The following is a 23,165-nucleotide window of genomic DNA, read 5'->3' as shown; positions in this document are numbered from 1 at the left end:
ACTGCTCAGCGCCAGCCTTCGTGAACGTCGGTCGGCTGGTCGCAAACCCATTCGGGCCGAAGCATCACCTGGCAGCCCTTATCGAACGGAAGGGCACAAACCCGGCGCTGATCCTGCATGATTTCGATCGACCAGGTCAGCGGAACGGTCGGCTGCAGTTGGATAAGCCGCTGAATCACACCCGCCGCGAACAGCGTGGCATCGATGTCGTCGGCAAGCGCCGCCCCGTCGTGGCCCGGGCCATCGACGCGGTTGATCGGATCGCGGACATGAAAGCGATAGAACGGCATGTCGGTAGCATGGCGGCGGCGGGCCGCCTCCGGAATGATGTAAATCAAACGGGACTTATTTAACCGATCATTCTTTCGATCAGCAAGCTGTTAGCAAGCCGTGGCTGAACGGCATCACGTGGAAACCCGGGGGCCGGACGGGGGCTTATCGAACAGCTGATAGTTCAGATGGGCCTTCACGGCCGGCCATTCCGACGCGATGATCGAGTACACGACGGTGTCGCGGAGCGTCCCGTTCGGGGCGATCTGATGACTGCGCAGGATACCATCCTGTTTGGCGCCAAGCCGTTCGATGCCGCGGCGGGATTGATGGTTGAAGAAGTGGGTGCGGAATTCCACCGCGATGCAGTCGAGCGTCTCGAAGGCATGCTGCAACAGCAGCAGCTTGCATTGGGTGTTCAGCCCGGTCCGTTGCACGCGCAGCGTGTACCAGGTCGAGCCGATTTCGACCCGCCGATTGGCGGCGTCGACATTCATGTAGGTCGTCATGCCGGCGATCCGCCCATCGGCGTCCCTCACCGTCCAGGGCAACATCGCGCCCTGGGCCTGAAGCGCCAGCCGGCGGGCGATCTCGGCTTCCATCCGATGCGGCGCGGGAACGGCTGTGTACCAGAGCTTCCACAACTCGCCATCCTGCACGGCCTCGATCAGCCCATCGCGATGCGCGGGCTGAAGCGGCTCCAGCGTTGCGTGCGGGCCGCTGAGGGTGACGGGTTCGAGCCAGGGCATCTGCATCGCTTCCTTGTTGAGGTGGAACTCAACTTAGCCGCCATCGCCGAGCTTGTCCCGGCCATCCACGTCTTTTCTTAGGACCAGCGCCGAAGACGTGGATGCCCGGGACGAGCCCGGGCATGACGACAAAATGAGCTTGTGGCTTGTAGGCAGCCGCTTACTTGTTCAGGAAATTCAGCGGCAGACCGCCACGCGGCCAGTCCATGGCGATCAACTCGCCCTTGCCGGACAGCGTGATGTAAGCAGTCTTCAGCTCGGGCCCGCCGAATGCGATGTTGGTTGTGACGCGGTCACCGGTCTCGACCTGCTCGACCAGCGCGCCGTCGGGGGCGATCACCGAGATGCAGCCGGAAACCAGCGTGGCGACGCAGACATTGCCGCCAGCCTCCACGGCCAGCGAGTCGAACATCTGGTAGCCCCCAAGCCCGGCGATCGGCTTGCCCTTCTCGCCGCGGTAGATCACGTCGCGCGGCTTCACTTCGCCCGGCGCGGAGATTTCGTAGGCCCACAGCCGCGCGGTCGGGGTTTCGGCGGCGTACATCGTGGTTTCGTCCGGCGACAGGCCGATCCCGTTGAGCGGCAGCGTGCCGAAAACCTGTTCGGTGATCTCGCTCATGCCCGGCTTGATGTAGTAAGCGGCACCGACATCCATGTCGCGCGCACGGCGCTTGCCGAGGTCGGTAAACCAAAGCCCGCCATGCTTGTCGAACACCAGATCGTTCGGCCCCTTCAGCGGATGCTCGCCGCACTTGTCGAACAACGTCTCGACCACGCCGCTCTGCAGATCGACGCGCTGGATCGAGCCGCCGATATATTCGTGCGCGGCCGGCGCGCCGGGCATCATGGTGCCGCGCGACGGAAACCAGCCGAACCCGCCATTGTTGCAGATGTACATCTTGCCGTCCGGCCCCAGCGCGGCGCCGTTCGGGCCGCCCGGGACCTTGGCGACGACTTCCTTGCGACCGTCGGGCCAGACACGCGTCAGCTGTTGCGCGCGGATTTCGACCAGCACCACCGAGCCATCGGGCATCACCACCGGGCCTTCGGGGAATGCGAGATCGGTGGCGAGAACGCGGACGTTGGACATGAATCCTCCCGATGTTGTTCTTGTTGCAGGGCGGACATCAAAGCCCATGCGTGGTGACGCGCGATGTTAGGCATGTCGGTGCGCGCTGCCAAGCCGCGCACCACGTCCGAATTCCGCTCAGCGGCAGGAGCGGATCCCCTGTTACTTCGCGCCGTTTTTGGTCTCGGGTTTTGCGTCGGGCTTGGCGGGCGCCGCATCTTTCGCCGGCGCGGCGGGCTCCGACTTCTTCTGCGACGCCTGCAGTTGTTCGACGGACTTCTGCAGCGTCGCCACCGCGCTCTTCAACGCTTCGATCTGCCGGTTCGCGGTGTCGAGCTTCTGCTGCTGGTCGAGCCGCGCCTTGTCTGCGGACTTCTGCAGAAAGTCGATATTACTCTGCAGGCAGCTGGTGCGGCGCTCCATCGTCTTCTCGGCCGTGCAGATCTCGATGCCCGGCACGTCCTGCGCCAGCGCGGCTCCGCCACCAAGCAGCGTCGTCACCATCGCCCATCCCATCGTTCTGCCGATCATCGTGCGCTCCGTCTGCGGTTGCGTGAGCGTCAGCCAAGCGGCTTTGGTCCCGTGCTGTCAACGTGCACGGCCGCGGCCGATTGCCGGACTCGGTGCATCATGCGAGGCTTGGTCGATGCAAGAGGCTCCGGTCGAGGAAGAGTGTTTCGTCTACGTGCTCGGCTGCGCCAGCCCGGGCCGTTATCTCACCTATGTGGGCTGGACGCTCGATCTCGATCGGCGGCTAGCGCAGCACAATGCCGGGACCGGGGCCCGCTCGACCCGAGGCCGCAGTTGGGTTCTGATTCACAGCGAGCGTTTCACCAGCCGGCAGGACGCGATGAGCCGCGAATGGCACCTGAAGCGCGATCGCGCGTTCAGACGAAGTCTCGCTGCAAAAGCGAGAGTCCGGGGCGACTGAACCGTGCGGCTAAGTCACCGGCTGTGCCGGTTTGCAACAGAAAGGGGCTGCCGTTTTAACGTTTCGAACGCGCACGGAACAAAGCACGGCCGAATCGCTGCGAATCGGCTGGTCATGGTTGTTCACGCCCCAGATTTAGCTTTCGCGGGCGAGATGCCGCACAAGCACGGTCGCGGCCACACGCGAGATCTGGACCACAAGAGAGCAAATTCGTTAACGGCGACGATCGCAATGGATCGCGCCTGCCTTACGTGCCGTTCGAGTTGCTTTTTCTAAAAGAGGGCACCGAGCCCTGCCGCGACGTGTCCCACGCTGCGACAGCCAGCCTCAGCGATCTTAACGGATGGAACGCGATCAGAACGAAACGCCGACGAATCGGCCGAATCAGCAGAAGTTGACACCCCGACCGCAAGATATCGCCGCAGCAGGCAATGTCGGGGCTAGATGTAGGCAGGCCTCCCAACGGGCCAAACGTTGAAGGGCCGCAATTCGTTAACAGGGCGACGCACGCCGCCGCAGCGCGCAAGCAGCGTTGCGCGCTAAGGGAAGTCGCTCAGGCAAGAGTTACGGACAGCGGAGCGCTGGCAACGGAGGCCAGCCTCAGCACGCCGCCGACGAGCGGCGATGCGAGCGGACGCTCAGCTGCGCGGACGGATGTACGGCTCGACCGGACCGTGGACCTTGATGGCGAGCTGATTGCCGAAACGGTCTTTGGCGTTGCCGGCCGCGACGCGGATCCAGCCCTCGCTGACGCAGTATTCGATGACGTTGGTCTTGTCCTGGCCCTTGAACCGAATGCCGACGTCGAGCGCCAGCACCGCCTCGTTGTAGTAGGGGCTGGATTCTTCAACGGAGAGGCGATCGGGCAGTTCGATATTCTGGGTCTGATCGGTCATAGCAACGTCTCGATTTCTTTACCGAGCGATTCCGGCGTGGTCGTCGGCGCGTGACGCGATACCACACGGCCGGTTCGGTCAACCAGAAATTTGGTGAAATTCCACTTGATCCCGGAGCCGAGCAGACCGCCCTTCTCGCCTTTCAGGAATTTGTACAACGGATGCGCCTCGGCGCCATTGACGTCGATCTTGGCGAACATCGGAAAGCTGACGCCGTAGTTGCGCGAGCAGAACTGCGCGATCTGCGCCTCGTCGCCCGGTTCCTGCGCGCCGAACTGATTGCATGGGAAACCGAGCACCGAGAAGCCGCGCCCGCCGTATTGCTGCTGCAGCGCTTCAAGGCCCTTGTATTGTGGAGTGAGGCCGCAGGCGCTCGCGGTGTTGACGATCAGCAGCACCTGCCCTTCGAACTGCTTCAGCGAGATCTCCTCACCGGCCAGCGTCCTTGCCGAAAAATCATAGATCGATGTCATCAGCCCTGCCCTCTCGTGCGCGCTCACTGCACCGGATCGATCGGCGACGGCGGCGTGCCGCCCGCCTCGATCGCTTCGCCCGCGAGCAGGCATAGATCTTCGCGATAGCGGCCGGCGACGAGCTGCACGCCGACCGGGACGCGCCCAACCAGTCCGGTCGACACTGTCAGTCCGGGCAGCCCCATGAACGGAATGCCGACCTGCGGCATCTGCGCGGCCCACACGCGTTTGAACGAGGCTTCGTCCTTGAGGTCGAGGCGCTGCGGAAACGGCAGTTCGCCCGACACCGGCATCAGCAATACCGCGTAGCTCTGGAAGAACATCTCCCAGTCGCGGGTGAGAGTCGCGCGGCGGACCAGCAGGCGCGACAGCGTTGCGGCGTCGGTAATCTCTCGCGCGCGGTTACCTTTGAGGCAGGCCAGCGCGCCTTCGTCGCCCTCCCGCTCCGCGGCGTCGAGCATCGCCCGGTAGCCGTCGCCGAGCCAAAGCTGCGCCTGCAGTTCGGCCGCTTCGCGCAGCGGCGGCGTCTTGTCGATCAGTTCGACCGTCCAACCGGCGACCTCGAGCCGGCGCCCGGCGTCGAGCACCGCATCGCGGACTTCCGGCACGACGGCGAGATCATCCGGCGCGATGCACAGCGCTGCCCGTTTCTCTCGCGGCGCTCCTTGCAGCGGCGCCGGCACCCACCAGGGATCGCGCGCATCGGGCTGCGATAGCGCCGTGAGAGCAAGGCGCAGATCGGCGATGGTACGTGCCAGTGGGCCGGAGACCGCGCTGATTTGCGGACAGATCGGCCGCTCCGGCGACGACGCGTTGTAGGCGGCGATGCGGCCGAGCGTCGGCCGCAGGCCGTGTACACCGCACGCATAGGCTGGATAACGCACGGAGCCGGCGATGTCGGTGCCGTGCGCAATATGGCCGATGCCGGACGCCACCGCAGCGCCCGCCCCGCCCGACGAGCCGCCGGGCGTGATCGACGGATCGCGCGGGTTGAGGGTTTCACCGTGCAGCTTGTTGGCCGTGAACCAGCGATAGGAAAAAGCCGGCGTGTTGGTACGCCCGACAATCACCGCGCCGGATTTCAGCAGATTGTCGACCACCGGATTATTGGTCGCCGCGATCAGATCGCGCTGCAGCGTCACGCCGTTGGTGGTGGCGAAGCCCCGCTGATCGACATTGACCTTGACGGTGACCGGCACACCGGCCAGCGGACCGAGATCATCGCCGCGCTTCAGCGCCGCATCGACCGCGTCGGCCTGTGCCAGCGCAGCCCCGGGGCGATGGTCGATCACGGCATTGATCGCGGGATTGACGGCATCGAGCCGATCCAGCGCCGCCTGCGTCGCCTCGCGCGCGGACAGCTTTCGCGCTTGGACCAAGCCGGCCAGTTCGGTCGCGGACAGTCGCCAAATGTCTTGCATGTTCCCCCCGATCGACAGGAACTTGATAGCGCGCGGCCCGATGCCGCGCCACCGTCAAAATCGGGACGGCTCAGTGCCTGTTCCGCGGCAAAGCGGGCATGTCGAGCAATGCTTCGCTGAAGGGGAAATCCAGCACCACGTCGCCGGCTTCGTCAGTGACCTCGAGGCTGGCGCGGATCAGATCCACCTGCGCGGCCTCGGTCTTGACGATCTCCCTGATGGTTGCGCGGGCAACTTCCCAGGCATGATCCGCATCGCGCAGGTCTTCGCCCTGGGGATCCGGAATCAGCTCCGCACCGATCCGTGTATTGAAATAGTATCGCGGCATCCAAAAGTTTCCGTTTCTCCTCGGCAGAAAGTGAGGGCGGGGTCGAAGATGCGCAACCCTGTTCCCCGCATGGCGCCGTCCCGCGTCCCCGCCTTGCCGTGCTCGCCTTCTGCCTCATTTGGCTGTAACCACACAGGATGGCACCCGAAGCAGAACGCGAGATCCGTCCCGGCCACATTGGCGCCGCGGCGCCGCTGATGTCGCAGATGCTGCCCGTCGGCGACGGCCATACGCTCTATGTTGAAACCAGCGGCAACGCGGATGGTTCGCCCGCGGTCTATCTGCACGGCGGCCCCGGCAGTGGCTGCCAGCCCGACCACCGCCGGCTATTCGATGCGCAGCGTTATCACACCGTGTTGTTCGATCAGCGCGGCGCCGGCCGCAGCCGACCGAAGGGCGGACGCGACGCCAACACGCTTCCGCATCTCGTCGCCGACATGGAAACGATCCGCACTACGCTCGGGATCGAGCGCTGGCTCGTGGTCGGAGGCTCGTGGGGCGCGACGCTGGCACTCGCTTATGCGCAAGCACATCCACAGCGCGTCAGCGGCATCGTGCTGCGCGCGACCTTTCTCGGCACCCGCGCCGAACTCGAAGCGGCCTTCCTCGAAACGCTGCCGAGATTCTATCCCGAACTGAATGCGGACTTTCTGTCCCTGCTTCCGGAGAACGAACGCGCCGCGCCGCTGGATGCCTATTGGCGCCGCATTCTCGATCCGGATCCAATGGTTCACGAACCTGCCGCGCGAGCTTGGGGAGAGACCGAGTCCATCCTGTCTCAGATCGCCCCGAAACGGACGCGGCTCGATCACTCCAGTTCTGGCGGCACTCGGCCGCTGCCGTCCACGCCGTTCATGGAAGCGCATTACTTCGTCAACGACTGTTTCATGCGGCGGGATCAACTGATCGCCGAAGCCGGGCGGCTCGCCGGCATTCCCGGCATCATCGTGCAAGGCCGCTACGATCTGCTGTGCCCGCCCGCAACCGCCCATCGGCTGATCGCGAGCTGGCCGGACGCAGAGCTGCGCACCACCGATGCCGCCGGCCATCTGCTTTACGATCCAGGGATCCGCGATGCCGTGATCACTGCGATCAACGACGTCGCGGATCGGATCGAACGTCAGCGCTGATCGTCAGCCGCGATAGATCGGCGCGCCGGCAGGTGAGCCGGTCGTGCCACCGTCGACGAAGATCTCGACACCCTGAATGTGAGCCGCATCGTCGGATGCCAGGAACAGCACCGTCTTGGCGATGTGCTCAGGCTCGGCGATGCGCCCAAGCGGCGTAGCGGCGGCGATGCGGCGCTCGAGCACAGCCATCGCCTGATCGGTCGGCGCAGCGTCTTTCCAGATCGGTGTGCGCGCACCACCCGGGGCGACGACATTGACCCGGATATTGCGCGGCGACAGCTCGGACGCCATCACCCGTGCCATTCCCCGTAGCCCTGCCTTGCTGGCCGCATAGGCAGAGTAGCCGGGATTGCCCAGCACCGCGATCACCGAACTGTTGAGGATGATCGAGGCACCGTCATTGAGATGCGGCAGCGCCGCCTGCACGGTGAAGAACGGCGCGGTGAGATTGGTACGGATCACATGCTCGAACGCGTCGAGCGTGGTCGCGCCCAACGGGGTCACGCCCGGAATGCCGGCATTGGCGAACAGAATGTCGAGCTTGCCGAAACGCTCGGCAGCCTGCGCGGCGGCCCGCTCCAGCGCGGCGACGTCGTTGACGTCGGCCTCGACGGCAAGCGCCGCGGCGCCCAATTCCTCTGCGGCAGCCTTGAGCCGCGCCGCATCGCGCCCCGTGATTGTGACCTTGGCTCCCTCGGCGACGAACAGTCTGGCTGTTGCCAGACCGATGCCGCTGTTGCCGCCCGTGATCAATGCCGTCTTGCCCGCCAGCCTCATGACTTCCTCTCAGGTTGCATGATGAAACTTATTGCGATGTACGCCACTGGTTTTATATTGCAACCACACAAGCGCGTGATCGGCGGAGCGCAAGATGGTGAAACGAACAAGTTTTGAAGCAGACCCATGCCCGATCGCACGCGCCCTTGAGGCAATCGGCGACTGGTGGTCATTGCTGATTATCCGGGAAGCGTTATTCGGGGTCCGGCGCTTCAACGAATTTCAGGGCAAGCTCGGAATGGCCAAAAACATCCTCGCGAGCCGGCTCCGCAGGCTGGTTGAGCATGGCGTTCTTCGGACCGAGCCGGCCGCGGATGGCAGCGCCTACCACGAATACTTACTGACACCGAAGGGGCGGGGCGTTTTTCCGATCCTCGTCGCGCTGCGGCAGTGGAGCGAGGAATTCGACGCTCATCCGGACGAGATCGCCACCATTTTGGTGGATCGCGAAAGGGGGCGCCCGGTGAAGAAGCTTGAACTTCACGCAGAAGACGGCCGGCTGCTCAAGCCGGCCGACACCACGTTGCAGCCGCGATCAGCTGGCAAATCGAAGAAATCAGGCGCACGCAGCAGCGCCTCGTCGCACTGAAACCAGGACAACTCGTCGATGCCGCTCGCCGCTCAGGGAATGTTGCTGACCTCGATGGACATCGACGCGGCGGACGAGTGCGACTTCAATCGCTGGTACGACCGCGAACACCTCGCCGAACGCGTGGCTATCGACGGCTTCCTCGAAGCACGCCGCTATGTCGCGCTGGATGCCGTCCCGAAATATCTCGCGCTGTATGCGACTGCGACCTTCGACGTGTTGAGCAGCCCGGCCTATCGCATGGCGCTCGCCAACCAGACAGAATGGTCGAACCGCAATATCGCGAAGTTCAAGAACATGATCCGCGGCGTGGCGAGGATCACCGCAAGCCATGGCCAGGGCCGCGGCGCGATACTCGGGCTGGTGCGACTTCGCCCGCGAGCCGGCAATCAGGAGCACCTCCGATCCGCAATCTTCGCCCAGCGCGATCTGTTGTTGAGGAATGGCCTCGTCTCGATGCACCTGTTGGAGAACGATCCCGCTCTGTCGCGACCGCTGACGGACCCGCCGCGCGTGACCAGCCCCGGCGCCTCGGACTGGTTCGTGGTCATCGAGGGTACCGATCGGACGGCGGTCAGGACGTCGATGACCGAACGGTTCGAAAGCACCATCGGACCGGAGCTGATCTCCACTGGCGTTTATGCGCTGCTTTGGGATTTGACGAAGAGCGACCTCTCCGTGACCTAAGCCCGCTAAGCGACGGACTTGGCCGACTGCCTCTCGATCAGGCAGATCGAGCGACCAGCGGGCTTCATCCAGGCATCACAGCTTTGCGATAGGGCTCGTTCGGAACCCTTTCGCCCCTTGCGCGTCAATTCAGCTCGCCGATGTTGCCGGCCGCCACGGCTGGCCAAGGACGTGTTGACAAGCTTCCGCTCCCGGACGGAAATGCACGCGAGGCTCCCTCGCACCGAATGACAGACAAAGCACATGAACCCCGTCAAAGCGCTCGAACAACACGACCAGGCCGTCTGGCTCGATTTTCTCGCCCGCGGCTTTATCGCCAAAGGAGACCTCAAAAAGCTCATCGACCAGGACGGGGTGAAGGGAGTGACCTCCAACCCGTCGATCTTCGAAAAGGCGATCGGCTCCTCCGACGAATATGACGGCGCGATCACGACCGCGCTGAAACAGGGCGATCGATCAGTCGGTGAGTTGTATGAAGCGGTCGCGGTCGAGGACATCCAGCACGCCGCGGACGTGCTGCGGCCGACCTATGATCGGCTTGAAGGCCGCGATGGCTTTGTCAGCCTCGAAGTGTCGCCCTATCTGGCGCTCGACACCAAGGCGACCATCATCGAAGCCGAACGGCTGTGGGGTGCGGTCAAGCGCGAAAACCTGATGATCAAGGTGCCGGCGACCCGCCAGGGTCTCGCTGCGATCAAGCATCTGATTTCGAAAGGCATCAGCGTCAACATCACGCTGTTGTTCTCTCAGCAGGTCTACCGCCATGTCGCTGAGGCTTATCTGTCCGGTCTGGAGACACTGATTGCGAATGGCGGCGATCCTGCGCGTGTCGGCAGCGTGGCGAGCTTCTTCGTCAGCCGGATCGACAGCGCCGTTGACAAGCAGCTCGACGACAAGATCGCTCAGGCCGACGATCCGGAAGAGAAGGCGCGACTCGAGAAGCTGAAAGGCAAAGTTGCTATCGCCAATGCAAAGCTGGCGTATCAGGACTACAAGCGGCTATTCTCAGGCGATCGCTGGGCCAAGCTTGAAGTCTGCGGGGCCAAGCCGCAGCGACTCTTGTGGGCCTCGACGGGGACCAAGAACAAGGCCTACAGCGACGTCCTCTATATCGAGGAGCTGATCGGCCCCAATACCGTCAACACCGTGCCGCCGGCGACGCTCGACGCGTTTCGCGATCATGGCAAGCCGCGTGACAGCCTTGAAGAGGATGTCGACGACGCCATCGCGATTCTGAAGGATCTCGAGAACTCCGGCATCTCGCTACAGAGCATCACCGACACTTTGGTGACCGAAGGCCTGCAGCTGTTCGCCGACTCGTTCGACAAGTTGCTCGGCGCCGTCGCCTTCAAGCGCAACACAGTGCTGGCCGGCCAGGTCGGGACCCAGAAGCTCGCGCTCGCTGCGGACCTCGACAAAGAGGTCAAGAGCCATGCCGACGAATGGCGCAAGACGGGCAAGATCCGCCGGCTGTGGGATTTCGACAAGTCGGTGTGGACCGATACCGACGAAGACAAGTGGCTGGGCTGGCTGAACAGCGCCAAGGCCGAGCAATCCAAACTCGCCGACTACGCAGACTTCGCCAAGTGGGTGAAAGCCCGCGGCTTCACCGACGCGGTCGTCCTCGGAATGGGCGGCTCCAGCCTCGGCCCCGAGGTTCTCGCGGAGACCTTCCCGAAACAGGACGGCTTCCCGAAGCTGCACGTACTCGACTCCACCGACCCCGCGCAGGTGCGCACTCTCGAACAGAGTGTCACGCTGGGCACGACGTTGTTCATCGTGTCGTCCAAGTCCGGCGGCACCACCGAGCCGAACGTGATGAAGGACTACTTCCTGTCGCGTGTCGGCGAAGCCGTTGGAGCCGACAAGGCGGGGCAGCATTTTGTCGCCGTGACCGATCCGGGTTCGTCGATGGAGAAGGTCGCCACAGAGCAGAAATTCGTCCGCATCTTCCACGGTGATCCGACGATCGGCGGCCGCTATTCGGTGCTCTCCCCGTTCGGCATGGTGCCTGCGGCAGCGGCCGGCCTCGATCTCACCAAGCTGCTCGAGCTGACGTTGACGATGGTGCGATCCTGCGGACCCGACGTACCGCCAAGCGAGAACCCGGGCGTTCAGCTCGGCCTTGCGATGGGCTGCGCCGGCCTCGCCGGGCGGGACAAGGTCACGATCAGTTCGTCCAAATCGATTGCCGATTTCGGCGCCTGGGCCGAGCAGCTGATCGCCGAATCCACCGGCAAAGACGGCAAGGGATTGATCCCGATCGACGGCGAGCCGCTTGCAGCGCCCGGCGCCTACGGCAATGATCGCTTGTTCATCGATCTGCGCGTGGACGGCGAAAACGACCCCGCGCACGACGCGAAGCTGGCCGCGCTGGAAGCGGCAGGCCACCCGATCGTGCGGATCGTTTTGAAGTCGCCCGATCACATCGGCCAAGAATTCTTCCGCTTCGAACTCGCCACTGCCGTGGCCGGCGCAATCTTGGGGATCAATCCGTTCAATCAACCGGACGTGGAATCCGCCAAGATCAAGACCCGCGAACTTACCGCGGCGTTCGAAAAGTCCGGCGCCTTGCCGGCGGAGAAGCCTGCTTTGTCGACGGCCGGGGTCGATCTCTACACCAGCGAATCCAACGCTGCGGCGCTGCGCGAAGCCGGTGCCAATGGCACGCTGGATTCATGGATCAAAGCGCACCTGTCCCGCGCGCAGAGCGGCGATTACGTTGCCCTGCTGGCGTATATCGAGCGCAACGGCACACATATCGACTCGCTCCAGGGGATGCGGCTCGCCGTTCGCGATCACCGCCACGTTGCGACCTGCGCGGAATTCGGCCCGCGCTTCCTGCACTCCACCGGGCAGGCCTACAAGGGCGGGCCGGACAGCGGCGTGTTTCTTCAGATCACCGCAGACGACGCGCAGGACCTGCCGGTGCCCGGCCAAAGCGCCAGCTTCGGCGTGATCAAGGCGGCGCAAGCACGCGGCGATTTCGATGTTCTCACCGAGCGCGGACGGCGAGCGCTGCGCGTTCACCTCAAGGGCGATCTCGCGGGCGGCCTGAAGGCACTCGACGCGGCCGTTCGCGCGGCGCTGAACTGATGAGCAGAGATCTTCTTCGCGAGTGAGCCAGGCAATCCATCGGCCTCTGTCGCTGGACTTCTTTGTGGCTGCTGGCGGAGACCACGATCTCTGAGAACGAACAACGGGACCGCGCAATCAAGCGCGGCCTGGACACAAAGCTGGAGATTTCGGCATGCAACTCGGCATGGTCGGCCTCGGACGAATGGGCGGCAATATCGTTCGCCGTCTCATGAAGGATGGCCACCAAGCCGTGGTGTATGATCGAGACCCGGCAGCGGTGGATGCGCTGGCCAAAGAAGGCGCCTCCGCCGCAGGCAGCCTGGAGGACCTCGTCAGCAAACTCGGAGCGCCGCGCGCGGTGTGGGTGATGCTGCCGGCTGGCCACATCACCGAAACCACCATCGAACAGCTCAGCAAACTGCTCAGCGCCGACGACGTGATCATCGATGGCGGCAACACGTTCTGGCAGGACGACATCCGCCGGGCCAAGACGCTGCGTGAAAAGTCGATCGCCTATGTGGATGTCGGCACCTCCGGCGGCATCTGGGGATTTGAGCGCGGCTATTGCATGATGATCGGCGGCGACAAGCCGATCGTCGACCGGCTCGATCCGATCTTCGCGACGCTTGCGCCCGGAATCGGCGACATTCCACGGACCCCCGGTCGCGAGGAAAGAGATCCCCGCGTCGAGCAAGGCTACCTGCATGCAGGCCCTGTCGGCGCCGGCCACTTCGTCAAGATGGTTCATAACGGCATCGAATACGGTCTCATGCAGGCCTACGCCGAAGGTTTCGACATCCTCAAAAATGCCAATATCGACGCGCTGCCGAGCGAGCATCGGTTTGATCTCGATATCGCCGACATCGCCGAGGTCTGGCGACGCGGCAGCGTGATCCCCTCCTGGCTGCTCGACCTCACCGCTTCGGCGCTGGCGCGCAACGCGGCGCTCGACAGCTATTCCGGCTTCGTGGAGGATTCCGGCGAAGGGCGATGGACCATCAACGCGGCGATCGAGGAAGCCGTGCCCGCCGAGGTGCTGACCTCGGCCCTGTTCGCGCGCTTCCGCTCGCGCAAGGAACATACTTTCGCCGAGCGGATTCTTTCAGCGATGCGCGCGGGCTTCGGCGGTCACAAGGAGCCGCAGCAACATCCCGATGCGGCCCATCAGGCCGCGCCGCACCAGAAGCTCAACCCCACCTCGGAGCGTGCGTGACCAGTCAGCCCAATGCGCAGATCCCTGACGGCTGCGCCTTCGTCATCTTCGGCGTCACCGGCGATCTCACCCACCGTCTGGTGATCCCGGCCCTTTACAACCTCGCCGAATCCAATCTGCTGCCGGAAAAATTCTGCGTCGTCGGCATCACCCGCAAGGAGATGTCGAGCGAAGATCTCCGCGCCAGTCTGATGCACGGCTTGCGCAAATTCGCGACGCGGCCTGTCAACGAAGATATCGCCGACAAGCTGCTCTACTGCGTGACGGCCGTCAGCGCGGATCCATCGGATCCCTCGTCGTTCGATCGGTTGCGCGAACGGCTCGAGAAGCTCGAAGCCAACCGCAACACCGGCGGCAACCGGCTTTTCTATCTGGCGACTCCCCCCGACGCTTTCGCGCCGATCTCGACCGAGCTCGGCCGCTCCGGTCTGCTCAAGGAAGACGGAGGCGCCTGGCGGCGGCTTGTGGTCGAAAAACCGTTCGGCACCGACCTCGCATCGGCCAAGGCGCTCAACGAACACCTGCTCAGTATCGTCAGCGAACATTCGCTGTACCGGATCGATCACTATCTCGGCAAAGAGACGGTGCAGAACATCCTTGTGCTGCGCTTTTCCAACGGCATGTTCGAACCGATCTGGAATCGCGAGCATATCGATCACATCCAGATCACCGTCGATGAAAAGCTGGGAGTCGCCCATCGCGGCAGCTTCTACGACAAGACCGGTGCGCTGCGCGATATGGTGCCGAACCATCTCTTCCAATTGCTGTCACTGGTCGCGATGGAGCCCCCTTCGCACTTCAATGCGCATTCGGTGCGCTCGGCGAAAGCGGAAGTCCTCGCCGCGATTCAGCAACAGAGCGAAGAGGAAGCGCTGCGCAATTCCGTGCGCGGCCAATACACCGCCGGCAAGGTCGGTGATACCGAGATCGGCGACTACCGGAGCGTCCAGGACGTCGATCTGGCCAGCAACACCGAGACCTACGCGGCGCTGAAGCTGACGATCGACAATTGGCGATGGGCCGGCGTGCCGTTCTATCTGCGCACCGGCAAGGCGCTCGGCGCCAAACGCACCGAAGTCGCGATCAAATTCAAGCAGGCACCGTTCGCGATGTTCCGCTGCACACCGATCGAGGAGCTGTCGCAAAACTATCTGGTGATCGGCATCGAGCCGGTCGAAGGCATTGCGCTGCAGTTCAACACCAAGATCCCCGGCCCTTCGATCGCCATCGACGGCGTCGAGATGACGTTTCGCTACAAGGACTATTTCAAGGTCGCGCCCAGCAATGGTTATGAGACCCTGCTGCACGACTGCATGATCGGCGACAACATCCTGTTCCAGCGCGCCGACGGCGTCGAGGCCGGCTGGGAGGCCGTACAACCGTTCCTCGATGCCTGGGAGAAGGCCGGCGCCGAAGGTTTGCAGAGCTATCCAGCCGGTAGCAACGGCCCCGAGGATGCAGACGCGCTGCTGGCGCGCGACGGCCGCAACTGGCGGGAACCAAGCTAGTGCAAGCCGGGGATCACCAACACGTCGTCGTCGCCTCCGACGCCGAAATGTTGGCGCGATTGGCCGCGCAGCGGCTGATCGCCCGGATCGCCCTGCACCACGAACGGCCGGCGATCTGCCTGACCGGCGGATCCGGCCCTCAGCGAATGTTCGAGCTGCTGGCGACCGAATTCGAAGGCCGGATTCCATGGGCGCGCGTGCACTGGTTCATCAGCGATGAGCGGGTCGTGTCGCTCGACGACACGCTCAGTAATATGGGCACCGCGAAGCGCGTGCTGCTCGACGGCAGAGCGCCAGCAGACAACATCCATCCAATTCCCACCAGCAAAGGCGCTGCGCCAGATGACGTCGCGCGCCGCTACGAGCGCGAGCTGCAGTCCTTCTACGGCGCAACTACGCTGGACCCGACACGGCCCTTGTTCGACCTGGTGCTCGGCGGCGTCGGTCCCGACGGTCACACCGCCTCGCTGTTTCCCGGTTGGCCGCAACTTGCGATCCGCGACCGCTGGACCGCGGGTGTCGACAAGGCGCATGTGGAGCCTTTCGTACCGCGCGTCACCCTCACCTTCCCGGCATTGGCCTCGTGCAACGAGATGCTGTTCCTGGTTCACGGCGCCGGCAAGCGCGGCATCGTCGAACGCGTATTGAATGGTGAGGATCTGCCGGCCGGCAAAGCGCGGTCGAACGGCGAAACGGTCTGGCTGGTGAGCGAGGACGCTCTGCCGGAGAGCATTCGTGACCGCTGAGCCCGCGCCTCGCGCACTGATCGTGATGGGCGTTTCGGGATCCGGCAAGACGACGATCGGCAAGGCACTCGCGGCCCGGCTCGGCTGGACCTACGAGGACGCCGACGATTTCCATCCACCGGCCAATGTCGCGAAAATGAGCGGCGGGCATCCGCTCACCGATGACGACCGCTGGCCCTGGCTCCACGCCATCGCGGCCGAGATCGACAAGGTCGCCGATAATGGCGGTCATGTCGTGTTCGGATGTTCAGCCTTGAAGCGAAGCTATCGCGAGATTCTGGTCCACGGTTGCGCCGATATACGGATTGTCTATCTGGACGGCAGTCGGGAGCTGATTGCCAGCCGGATCGCGGCACGGCGTCATCACTTCATGCCGCCCGGTCTGCTCGACAGCCAGTTCGCGACGCTGGAACGGCCCGGCGCAGAGGAAAACCCGATCGTGGTCGGCATCGATGCCTCGGCCGAGCAAATCGTCGACCGCATCGTAGCGCAACTTCCTGAACCTTTCCGCCGTCGATCCTTCGTGGAGTAATAGTCGTATGTCCCGCATCAGTCTGGTGATCTCCGATGTCGACGGCACCCTCGTGACGTCGGACAAGCGTCTGACGGACGGGGCACGTGCCGCCGTCACGAAGCTGCGAAATGCCGGCATCGGCTTTACGCTGACAAGCAGCCGCCCCCCGGTCGGAATGCGGATATTCAGCGACACGCTGGGCATCACACTGCCGATGGGGCCTTTCAACGGCAGCTCGATCGTGGATCCCTCGCTCGCCGTGATCGAGCAGCACGTCATTCCCGCGGATGCAGCGGCAAAGAGCATCGAGCTGCTTGATCGCCACGGCATCGACATCTGGGTTTTCACCAACGACAATTGGTACATTCGCCGCGACGACGGCAAATACGTGCCGCACGAGCAGCGAACGATTCAGTTCGAGCCGACCCCAATCGACGACTTCACACCTTTGGTCGGAAAGGCCTGCAAGATCGTCGGCGCCAGTCCTGACTTCGCCTTGCTCGAACGCTGCGAGCCGGAGTTGCAGGCCGAACTCGGGGATAGCGCGCTCGCCGTACGCTCCCAGGACTACTACCTCGACGTCACGCCGCCGGGCCAAAACAAGGGCACCTTCGTGGAGGCGATGTCGAAACGGCTGAACATTCCGACCGAGTCGATCGCCACGCTGGGCGACATGCAGAACGACTTGCCGATGTTCAAGGTCAGCGGGCTGCCGATCGCGATGGGCAACGCCACGGCCGACGTCAAGAAACTTGCCGCGCATGTGACTCGCACGAACGAAGAGGATGGCTTCGCCGCGGCGATCGACTTCATTCTCGCCCGTAATGCCAGCAGTTAAGCCCCTTGCCTACGTTAACCCCTCGCCTACTGCGAACGCTGAACGGCCGGCTTCTTGCCGCATTCGGCCATCGCAGCGCTGAGATTATCGGCCGTGACTACGACAGCGATGTGAGTCAGTGCCTGAGGGAAGTTGCCGGTCTGGCGACGGGCGTCCGGATCGTACTCTTCGGCCAGCAGTCCGACATCGTTGGCCACGCCGACGACGCGGTCGAACAATTCTTTCGCCTCATCGATCCGGCCGGCCAGCACGTAAGCATCGGCCAGCCAAAGGGTGCACGCCAGAAACGCGCCCTCGATCGGCAGCGGCTGATCTGGCGTCTCGCGTGGGTCGTGGCGTAGCACGAAGCCGCGATGCATCAGATGTGTCTCGATCGCGGCGATCGTCCCGATCATCCGGGGATCGTCTGGCGGCAAGAAGCCGACAGCCGGAAGCAGCAGCAGGCTGGCGTCGAGCACGTCCGCGCCGTAATGGTCCACGAACGAGTTCTGCTTCTCATCGAAGCCCTTTGCGCAGACCTCACGATGAATCTGGTCGCGCAACGCCCGCCATTTTTCGAGCGGCGCCCGCAATTCGAATTTCTCCGCACTTTTGATGCCGCGATCGAACGCCACCCAGCACATCACCTTGGAAAACACATAGTGCTTCCCGGGCCCGCGGCGCTCCCAGATGCCGCTGTCGGCCTGATTCCAGACTTCGGCCAGATGCTCGAGCACGGCGCGCTCCATTGACCAGGTGTCTCCATCGAGCTCGAGGCCCGCCATCCGCCACTGGTGAAATGCATCGATCAGTTCGCCATAGACGTCGAGCTGCAATTGGCCATGGGCGGCGTTGCCGATCCGCACCGGCTGCGCGCCCTGATACCCCGGCAACCAGTCGGCCTGCCACTCCAGCAGCCGCCGATTTCCGTAAATCGAATACATGATCTGCATCTCGGCAGGCGCACCGGCCACGGCACGCATCAACCAGTCGTGCCAGGCTGAGGCTTCACTGGAGTAGCCATTGTTCATTAAAGCGAACAGCGTGAAGGTCGCGTCGCGCAACCAGCAGAAGCGATAGTCCCAATTGCGCGAGCCGCCGAGTTGCTCCGGCAGAGAAGTCGTCGGCGCCGCGACGATGCCGCCGCTCGGCTGGAAGATCAGCGCCTTCAGCGTGATCAGTGAACGCATCACCAGATCGCGATGGTCGCCGTCGTAAGTGCAGCGACCGGCCCACTCCGACCAGAACGCCTCGGTGTCGCGGAGCGCATCGAACGGATCGATGACGCTGGGTACCGGCAGATGCGAGGGCCCATAGCTCATGACGAACGGAATCGCTTCGCCAGCCTTGACGGAGAAGTCGGCGACCGTGGTCATTTCTTCGCCATGCGTGAGGACAGGCGTACGCAGCACCGCCATGTCCGGTCCGCAAATCGCGAGTAGCTCCCCTTCCCGCTCCCCTTGCTTCACCCAAGGAACGTTGACGCCAAAGCCGAAACGCAACACGAGGTGCATCCGCATCTCGACCGTGCCGGAATCGCCACGTACCAAACGGACGACATCCGACGCCTTACCGCGTGGTGGCATGAAGTCGATGAGCGTAACGACGCCGCCATCGGTCTCGAATCTGGTTTCCAGAATGAGACTGTCCCCGCGATAGCAGCGACTGGTCTTCGTCATCGGCCCACGCGGGCTGATCTGCCAGTGACCGTGGCTATCGTCGCCGAGCAACGCAGCGAAGCAGGCATCTGAATCGAAATACGGCCAGCACAGCCAGTCCATCGAGCCGTTGGACCCGACCAAAGCCGCTGTTTCGCAATCTCCGATCAGTGCGTACTCTTCGATGTTACCCGGCAACGGCGCTCACCGCGTGACGGCGATCTTCGGTGGCGGCCAATAGCGCCTGCCGGTTGATCACGGATGCGATCTCCTCGAGCCCGCTCGGCAGGCGCCGTCGCCAGTTCGGATGCTCGAACACCGTCCCAGGCACGTTCGGCTGATCGATGACACCGAGCAGATCCTCCAGCGAAATCGCCAGGAGCCGCGAGGGCGTGCGCGCGAGGAAAGTCAGCACCGCATAGATGTCTTCGTGCTGAATGCCTTGATGGCGCAGCGCGTCACCGAGCATCGTCAGCGCATGCCGCCGCGCGTCGTCGCTTTCGCCGGGATCGACACCGACCGAGCGCTTGAACTGCAGATCAGCGGAGCTTCGCCAGCCGGAATAAGTGGCGAGATCATGGGTGTTGAACGTCACCAGCGCCTCGGGGAGATAATGATCGATGCCGTAGAACCAGCCCTGATGATAATCACGCTCGAACATCATCACGCGATACGACCAGATGCCCCAGCTCGCTAGATGTTCGCGAAATCCTTCCGGCACCGTGCCGAGATCTTCGCCGATCACCACACAGTGATTGGCTACGCTCTCCTGCGCGGTGACCGCCAGCAGCGCATCGAACGGCATCGTGACGTAGACGCCGCTATTCGCCGCATAGCCGTGCGGGACGAGATACAGGCGGTTGAGCCCCAGCACGTGATCCAGCCGGATCGCGCCCGCGTAGCGCATCGCAGCGCGCAGCATGTCGCGGAACGGAGCGAAGCCGGTCAGCTCGAGCCCCGCAGCATTGAAGCCGGCAAGGCCCCAATTCTGTCCAGCCGAGTTGAGCTGATCCGGCGGCGCCCCGACGGAGAGATGTCGCGAGATCGCCAATTGCTCGTTCCAGGCGTCGAAGCCATCGCTCTGCACGCCCACAGCGACGTCGAGATAGAGCCCGACATCCATGCCACGAGAAGCCGCCAGATCGCGGCAAGCGCGAAGTTGGTCGTCGGCGCACCACTGCACGTACTCGACGAATTCGATCTCCGCGCCGTCCGGCCCCTCACGCAACTGCTCGAAGCGGGCGTCGTCCGGCTGTTGCCATTCGGTTGGCCACTCCCACCACGGCTTTGCGAATTTATGCCGCAGCGCCTCGAAACAAGCAAAGCGAGTGAGCAGAGGCGCACGCTCGCGGCGGAAGGCCTCGAATGCCGCGCGGCGCGACGGGTCCGGCGCCGTGCGGAAGCGCTCGTATGCGCTCCGCAGCGCACGCCATTTTAAATCGGCAACCGCATGATAGTCGATCAGTTCTGCGTCGCGCAGCAAAGCCGCAGCTTGTTCGGCTCCCGGCAGATCGGCGAGCTCGAATTCGGGAAGCTGCGCAACATCGATGTACAGCGGATTGAGAAACAGCCGGCTGTTCGGCGAATAGGGGCTGCAATCGCCCGGTCTGTCGTCGAACAGCGCATGCAGTGGGTTCAATCCGATGCCGCCCGCCCCAAGCCCCGCGGCAATGTCGATCAGACGCGCCAGGTCGGTGAAGTCTCCGATTCCCCAGTTGCGTGCCGAACGCAGACCATAAAGCTGCACGGCGACGATCCACGAACGCCGGAAATCTCCACGGTAGGCGGCCGCCGGCGCCACCAGCAGCGACGTATCTTCCGTGTGGCCCGCAGCGTCCGCGAGCTGCAGCAGGTAGCTGCCGGTCGGCAGATCAGCCGGCAGATCGAGGTTGCGGTCACTCGTCGTACCGGACGCCAGCGTGGCATCGCCTGCGACGATTTTCCACGCGACCGGCTCGGCCACGTCTGCCCTGAGGCGCGGTCGCATCCTGTCGCCATCGCGGATCACCGCGATGTGCTCGAGCAAAGGATGATCGGCGCCCGCAGGCATCGCATCAAGAATGATCTGAAGAGCTGCCGGTGGCGTGACGTGGCGATGCCCCTGGCCGTCGAAAAACTCGGTCTGGATCCCGAGCTCTGCCGCTTTGGTGAATAAATCCATCACGCACGCTGTCTGCGGCGGCGCGGGGAGCGCCGCGAATCCGTCAATCCCGAACAGGATAGTCGTCTGCAACGCGATTGCGTAGGGTGGGTTCCCGGAACCTTGCCGTTCCAGAAGCTTTGTAACGAGACGACGGCCCGTTTTTCGTTTCCAGGGGATGGGACGCCAGTCCTATACGGCATCACCGTGAACAAATCGACCCAAGCCTTTCAGACCGTCGCTGCAGGCGGTGCTTTCCACATCGAAGACATCTACCCCATCATCGATGGCGGCCGCTTTCCCGTGAAAAGGATCGTCGGCGAGCCGATCGAGGTGTGGGCGGACATCTATCGCGACGGTCACGACGTGATGGCCGCCGCGCTGATCTGGCGTCGCGAGCAGGATCAGGACTGGCAGCGCACCCCCATGCGACATTTTGCCAACGACCGATGGACCGCCACATTCGTGCCCGACGCTATTGGACGATATGTCTACGCGATCGAAGCCTGGACGGACGAGTTCGCGACCTGGCGTCATGGCGTCGAGTTGAAGCTGAAGGCCGGACAGGATGTGACCCTGGACGCCCTCGAAGGAGCCGGGATGCTGACCCGGGCCGTGCATGGCGGCGCCGAGGCCTTGGCGACCGTGCATCGGCAGTGCGAAAATTATCTACAGACCGGCGAAGTTGCGCCCCTGCTCGCTCCCGATCTGCGCGACGCGATGGCGGAGAGCCAGGCGCGTCCCGACCTGACCCGATCGGCCTTGTTGCCGCTGATGATCGATCGTGATCGCGCACGCAACGGTGCCTGGTACGAAATGGTCCCGCGCAGCCAGAGTAAGGTGCCCGGCCAGCATGGGACCTTCCGGGATTGCATCGAGCGGCTTCCGGACATCGCGGCGATGGGCTTCGACGTCCTTTATTTCACGCCGATCCATCCGATCGGCCGGGTCAATCGCAAAGGCCGCAACAATGCACTGAAAGCGGATCCGGGAGATCCCGGGAGCCCCTATGCGATCGGTGCGGAGGAAGGTGGTCACGATGCGGTACATCCCGAACTCGGCACGCTGGACGATTTCCGCGCCCTCCTCGACGCCTGCAAGGTCGTCAATATGGAAGTGGCGCTCGACATCGCCGTGCAGTGCTCGCCAGATCATCCGTGGCTGAAGCAGCACCCGAGCTGGTTCAAGCGCCGGCCAGACGGCTCGATGAAATATGCCGAGAATCCGCCCAAAAAGTACGAAGACATCGTCAACCCGGACTTCTCTTGCGACGACGCCGGCTCGCTGTGGAATGCGCTGCGCGATGTGATCCTGTTCTGGGTCGATCAAGGCGTAAAGATCTTCCGCATCGACAATCCACACACCAAGCCTTTGCGGTTCTGGGAATGGATGATCCGCGAGGTGCAACTCCGTCATCCTGACGTGCTGTTTCTCGCCGAGGCCTTTACCCGTCCGAAGCTGATGAAGGGGCTCGCCAAGCTCGGCTTCAGCCAGTCCTACACCTACTTCACGTGGCGAACCCAGAAATGGGAAATCGAGGAATACCTGCGGGAGCTTACGCGATACCCGGAGCGGGACTTCTATCGGCCCAATTTTTTCGTCAACACGCCGGATATTCTGCCCTTCCATCTGCAGGGCGGCGAAACATGGATGTTCAAGGCCCGCCTTGGACTCGCCGCGATGCTGTCATCGACCTATGGCATCTATAACGGCTTCGAATTGATCGAACACGAGCCGATCCCCGGCAAGGAGGAATATCTGGATTCCGAGAAATACGAAATCAAGGTGCGGGACTGGGACAAGCCCGGCAACATCAAGCCCTATATCAGAGACATCAACCGGGCTCGCCGCGCCAATCCGGCCTTGCAGCAGATCAGCAATCTTCGCTTCGTCGACATTCAAGATCCCGACGTGACCGGCTTCATCAAATATTCCAACGATCTCACCAACGTCGTCGCATGCGCGATCGCGCTTTCGGCCGAACCGCATGAGGTGTGGTTTCCGTTCGGCGACACTCAGGTCGAGGTCGGGGGTGAGCGCCGCGCCGTTGCGGCGGTCGAGAACATCCTCACTGGCGAACGCTTCGGCGTTGAATGGGGCGGACTGCATCTGCGGATTGATCCGCAGCGCGATCCCGCAACGCTGTTCCGCTGCCTCGCATGAAGGATGCA

The 23,165-nt window shown here is 63.3% G+C and carries 22 protein-coding genes; 11 read left to right on the top strand and 11 right to left on the bottom strand.

Features of this window, described 5'->3' with window-relative positions; translation table 11 throughout:
- Nucleotides 1–5: 5 nt before the first annotated feature.
- The 4 genes from ACFFJ6_RS06435 to ACFFJ6_RS06420 all read right to left on the bottom strand — a co-directional run bounded on the left by ACFFJ6_RS06435 (nt 6) and on the right by ACFFJ6_RS06420 (nt 2,619).
- Complete coding sequence (locus tag ACFFJ6_RS06435) at nt 6–338, bottom strand: hypothetical protein (RefSeq protein WP_378385533.1); 333 nt, start codon at nt 336–338, stop codon at nt 6–8.
- 66 nt (nt 339–404) lie between these two features.
- Nucleotides 405–1,019, bottom strand: coding sequence for a GNAT family N-acetyltransferase (locus tag ACFFJ6_RS06430; protein WP_378385531.1), 615 nt, complete (start codon nt 1,017–1,019; stop codon nt 405–407).
- A gap of 160 nt (nt 1,020–1,179) precedes the next feature.
- Nucleotides 1,180–2,109 carry an SMP-30/gluconolactonase/LRE family protein gene (locus tag ACFFJ6_RS06425; RefSeq protein ID WP_378385529.1) on the bottom strand — a complete coding sequence of 310 codons (930 nt, stop codon included), beginning with the start codon at nt 2,107–2,109 and terminating at the stop codon, nt 1,180–1,182.
- A 141-nt stretch (nt 2,110–2,250) separates the two neighbouring features.
- Entirely contained in the window at nt 2,251–2,619 is a 369-nt protein-coding gene (locus ACFFJ6_RS06420; RefSeq protein WP_378385527.1) for a hypothetical protein, read from the bottom strand.
- Nucleotides 2,620–2,734: 115 nt separating this feature from the next.
- Here ACFFJ6_RS06420 and ACFFJ6_RS06415 point away from each other — a divergent pair, with 115 nt between their 5' ends.
- Nucleotides 2,735–3,019, top strand: coding sequence for a GIY-YIG nuclease family protein (locus tag ACFFJ6_RS06415; RefSeq protein WP_378385525.1), 285 nt, complete (start codon nt 2,735–2,737; stop codon nt 3,017–3,019).
- Between the two features lie 638 nt (nt 3,020–3,657).
- Here ACFFJ6_RS06415 and ACFFJ6_RS06410 read toward each other — a convergent pair.
- The 4 genes from ACFFJ6_RS06410 to ACFFJ6_RS06395 form a co-directional block, all read right to left on the bottom strand.
- Complete coding sequence (locus tag ACFFJ6_RS06410; RefSeq protein ID WP_378385523.1) at nt 3,658–3,915, bottom strand: DUF3297 family protein; 258 nt, start codon at nt 3,913–3,915, stop codon at nt 3,658–3,660.
- Nucleotides 3,912–4,388 carry a glutathione peroxidase gene (locus ACFFJ6_RS06405; protein ID WP_378385520.1) on the bottom strand — a complete coding sequence of 159 codons (477 nt, stop codon included), beginning with the start codon at nt 4,386–4,388 and terminating at the stop codon, nt 3,912–3,914. The genes ACFFJ6_RS06410 and ACFFJ6_RS06405 overlap by 4 nt, the downstream gene beginning before the upstream one ends.
- Before the next feature lie 23 nt (nt 4,389–4,411).
- On the bottom strand, nt 4,412–5,809 hold the full coding sequence (locus ACFFJ6_RS06400) for an amidase family protein (RefSeq protein ID WP_378385518.1): 1,398 nt from the start codon (nt 5,807–5,809) through the stop codon (nt 4,412–4,414).
- Nucleotides 5,810–5,879: 70 nt separating this feature from the next.
- On the bottom strand, nt 5,880–6,137 hold the full coding sequence (locus tag ACFFJ6_RS06395) for a DUF6894 family protein (RefSeq protein WP_378385516.1): 258 nt from the start codon (nt 6,135–6,137) through the stop codon (nt 5,880–5,882).
- A gap of 137 nt (nt 6,138–6,274) precedes the next feature.
- Between ACFFJ6_RS06395 and pip the strand changes: the two genes are divergently transcribed.
- Nucleotides 6,275–7,267 (top strand): prolyl aminopeptidase, encoded by a 993-nt coding sequence (gene pip / locus ACFFJ6_RS06390; protein ID WP_378385514.1) that lies wholly within the window; start codon nt 6,275–6,277, stop codon nt 7,265–7,267.
- A 3-nt stretch (nt 7,268–7,270) separates the two neighbouring features.
- On the opposite strand, the gene ACFFJ6_RS06385 is transcribed toward pip, so the two are convergent.
- Nucleotides 7,271–8,044 carry an SDR family NAD(P)-dependent oxidoreductase gene (locus tag ACFFJ6_RS06385; protein WP_378385512.1) on the bottom strand — a complete coding sequence of 258 codons (774 nt, stop codon included), beginning with the start codon at nt 8,042–8,044 and terminating at the stop codon, nt 7,271–7,273.
- Nucleotides 8,045–8,138: 94 nt separating this feature from the next.
- Between ACFFJ6_RS06385 and ACFFJ6_RS06380 the strand changes: the two genes are divergently transcribed.
- The 8 genes from ACFFJ6_RS06380 (at nt 8,139) to ACFFJ6_RS06345 (ending at nt 17,217) form a co-directional block, all read left to right on the top strand.
- Complete coding sequence (locus ACFFJ6_RS06380; RefSeq protein WP_378385510.1) at nt 8,139–8,633, top strand: winged helix-turn-helix transcriptional regulator; 495 nt, start codon at nt 8,139–8,141, stop codon at nt 8,631–8,633.
- Between the two features lie 18 nt (nt 8,634–8,651).
- On the top strand, nt 8,652–9,320 hold the full coding sequence (locus tag ACFFJ6_RS06375) for a hypothetical protein (RefSeq protein ID WP_378385508.1): 669 nt from the start codon (nt 8,652–8,654) through the stop codon (nt 9,318–9,320).
- A gap of 243 nt (nt 9,321–9,563) precedes the next feature.
- Nucleotides 9,564–12,416, top strand: coding sequence for a bifunctional transaldolase/phosoglucose isomerase (locus ACFFJ6_RS06370; protein ID WP_378385506.1), 2,853 nt, complete (start codon nt 9,564–9,566; stop codon nt 12,414–12,416).
- 154 nt (nt 12,417–12,570) lie between these two features.
- Nucleotides 12,571–13,611, top strand: a complete 1,041-nt coding sequence (gene gnd, locus ACFFJ6_RS06365; protein ID WP_378385504.1) for a phosphogluconate dehydrogenase (NAD(+)-dependent, decarboxylating) — start codon at nt 12,571–12,573, stop codon at nt 13,609–13,611.
- The gene (gene zwf / locus ACFFJ6_RS06360; protein ID WP_378385502.1) at nt 13,608–15,119 is read left to right on the top strand and encodes a glucose-6-phosphate dehydrogenase; all 1,512 of its coding nucleotides are present in this window, start codon (nt 13,608–13,610) and stop codon (nt 15,117–15,119) included. Before gnd ends, zwf begins: the two co-directional genes overlap by 4 nt.
- 47 nt (nt 15,120–15,166) lie before the next feature.
- A complete protein-coding gene (gene pgl / locus ACFFJ6_RS06355) occupies nt 15,167–15,865 on the top strand; it encodes a 6-phosphogluconolactonase (protein ID WP_378385500.1) in 699 nt (232 codons plus the stop codon).
- A 25-nt stretch (nt 15,866–15,890) separates the two neighbouring features.
- A complete protein-coding gene (locus tag ACFFJ6_RS06350; protein ID WP_378385757.1) occupies nt 15,891–16,397 on the top strand; it encodes a gluconokinase in 507 nt (168 codons plus the stop codon).
- 7 nt (nt 16,398–16,404) lie between these two features.
- Nucleotides 16,405–17,217 (top strand): Cof-type HAD-IIB family hydrolase, encoded by an 813-nt coding sequence (locus ACFFJ6_RS06345; RefSeq protein ID WP_378385498.1) that lies wholly within the window; start codon nt 16,405–16,407, stop codon nt 17,215–17,217.
- Between the two features lie 26 nt (nt 17,218–17,243).
- Here the strand turns inward: ACFFJ6_RS06345 and ACFFJ6_RS06340 are convergent, their stop codons facing one another.
- Both ACFFJ6_RS06340 and malQ read right to left on the bottom strand, forming a co-directional pair.
- Nucleotides 17,244–19,052: a glycoside hydrolase family 15 protein gene (locus ACFFJ6_RS06340; RefSeq protein WP_378385496.1), complete on the bottom strand. Its 1,809-nt coding sequence runs from the start codon at nt 19,050–19,052 to the stop codon at nt 17,244–17,246.
- Nucleotides 19,042–21,015, bottom strand: a complete 1,974-nt coding sequence (gene malQ, locus ACFFJ6_RS06335) for a 4-alpha-glucanotransferase (RefSeq protein ID WP_378385755.1) — start codon at nt 21,013–21,015, stop codon at nt 19,042–19,044. The genes ACFFJ6_RS06340 and malQ overlap by 11 nt, the downstream gene beginning before the upstream one ends.
- A gap of 186 nt (nt 21,016–21,201) precedes the next feature.
- Here malQ and ACFFJ6_RS06330 point away from each other — a divergent pair, with 186 nt between their 5' ends.
- The gene (locus ACFFJ6_RS06330) at nt 21,202–23,157 is read left to right on the top strand and encodes an alpha-1,4-glucan--maltose-1-phosphate maltosyltransferase (protein ID WP_378385494.1); all 1,956 of its coding nucleotides are present in this window, start codon (nt 21,202–21,204) and stop codon (nt 23,155–23,157) included.
- Nucleotides 23,158–23,165: the final 8 nt, after the last annotated feature.

It is taken from the genome of Rhodopseudomonas telluris (genome assembly GCF_042432815.1).
In the GTDB taxonomy this organism is placed as follows: domain Bacteria; phylum Pseudomonadota; class Alphaproteobacteria; order Rhizobiales; family Xanthobacteraceae; genus Rhodopseudomonas; species Rhodopseudomonas telluris.
Note: the sequence above shows the minus strand (reverse complement) of the source record. Positions and strands in the feature narration are given on the sequence as shown.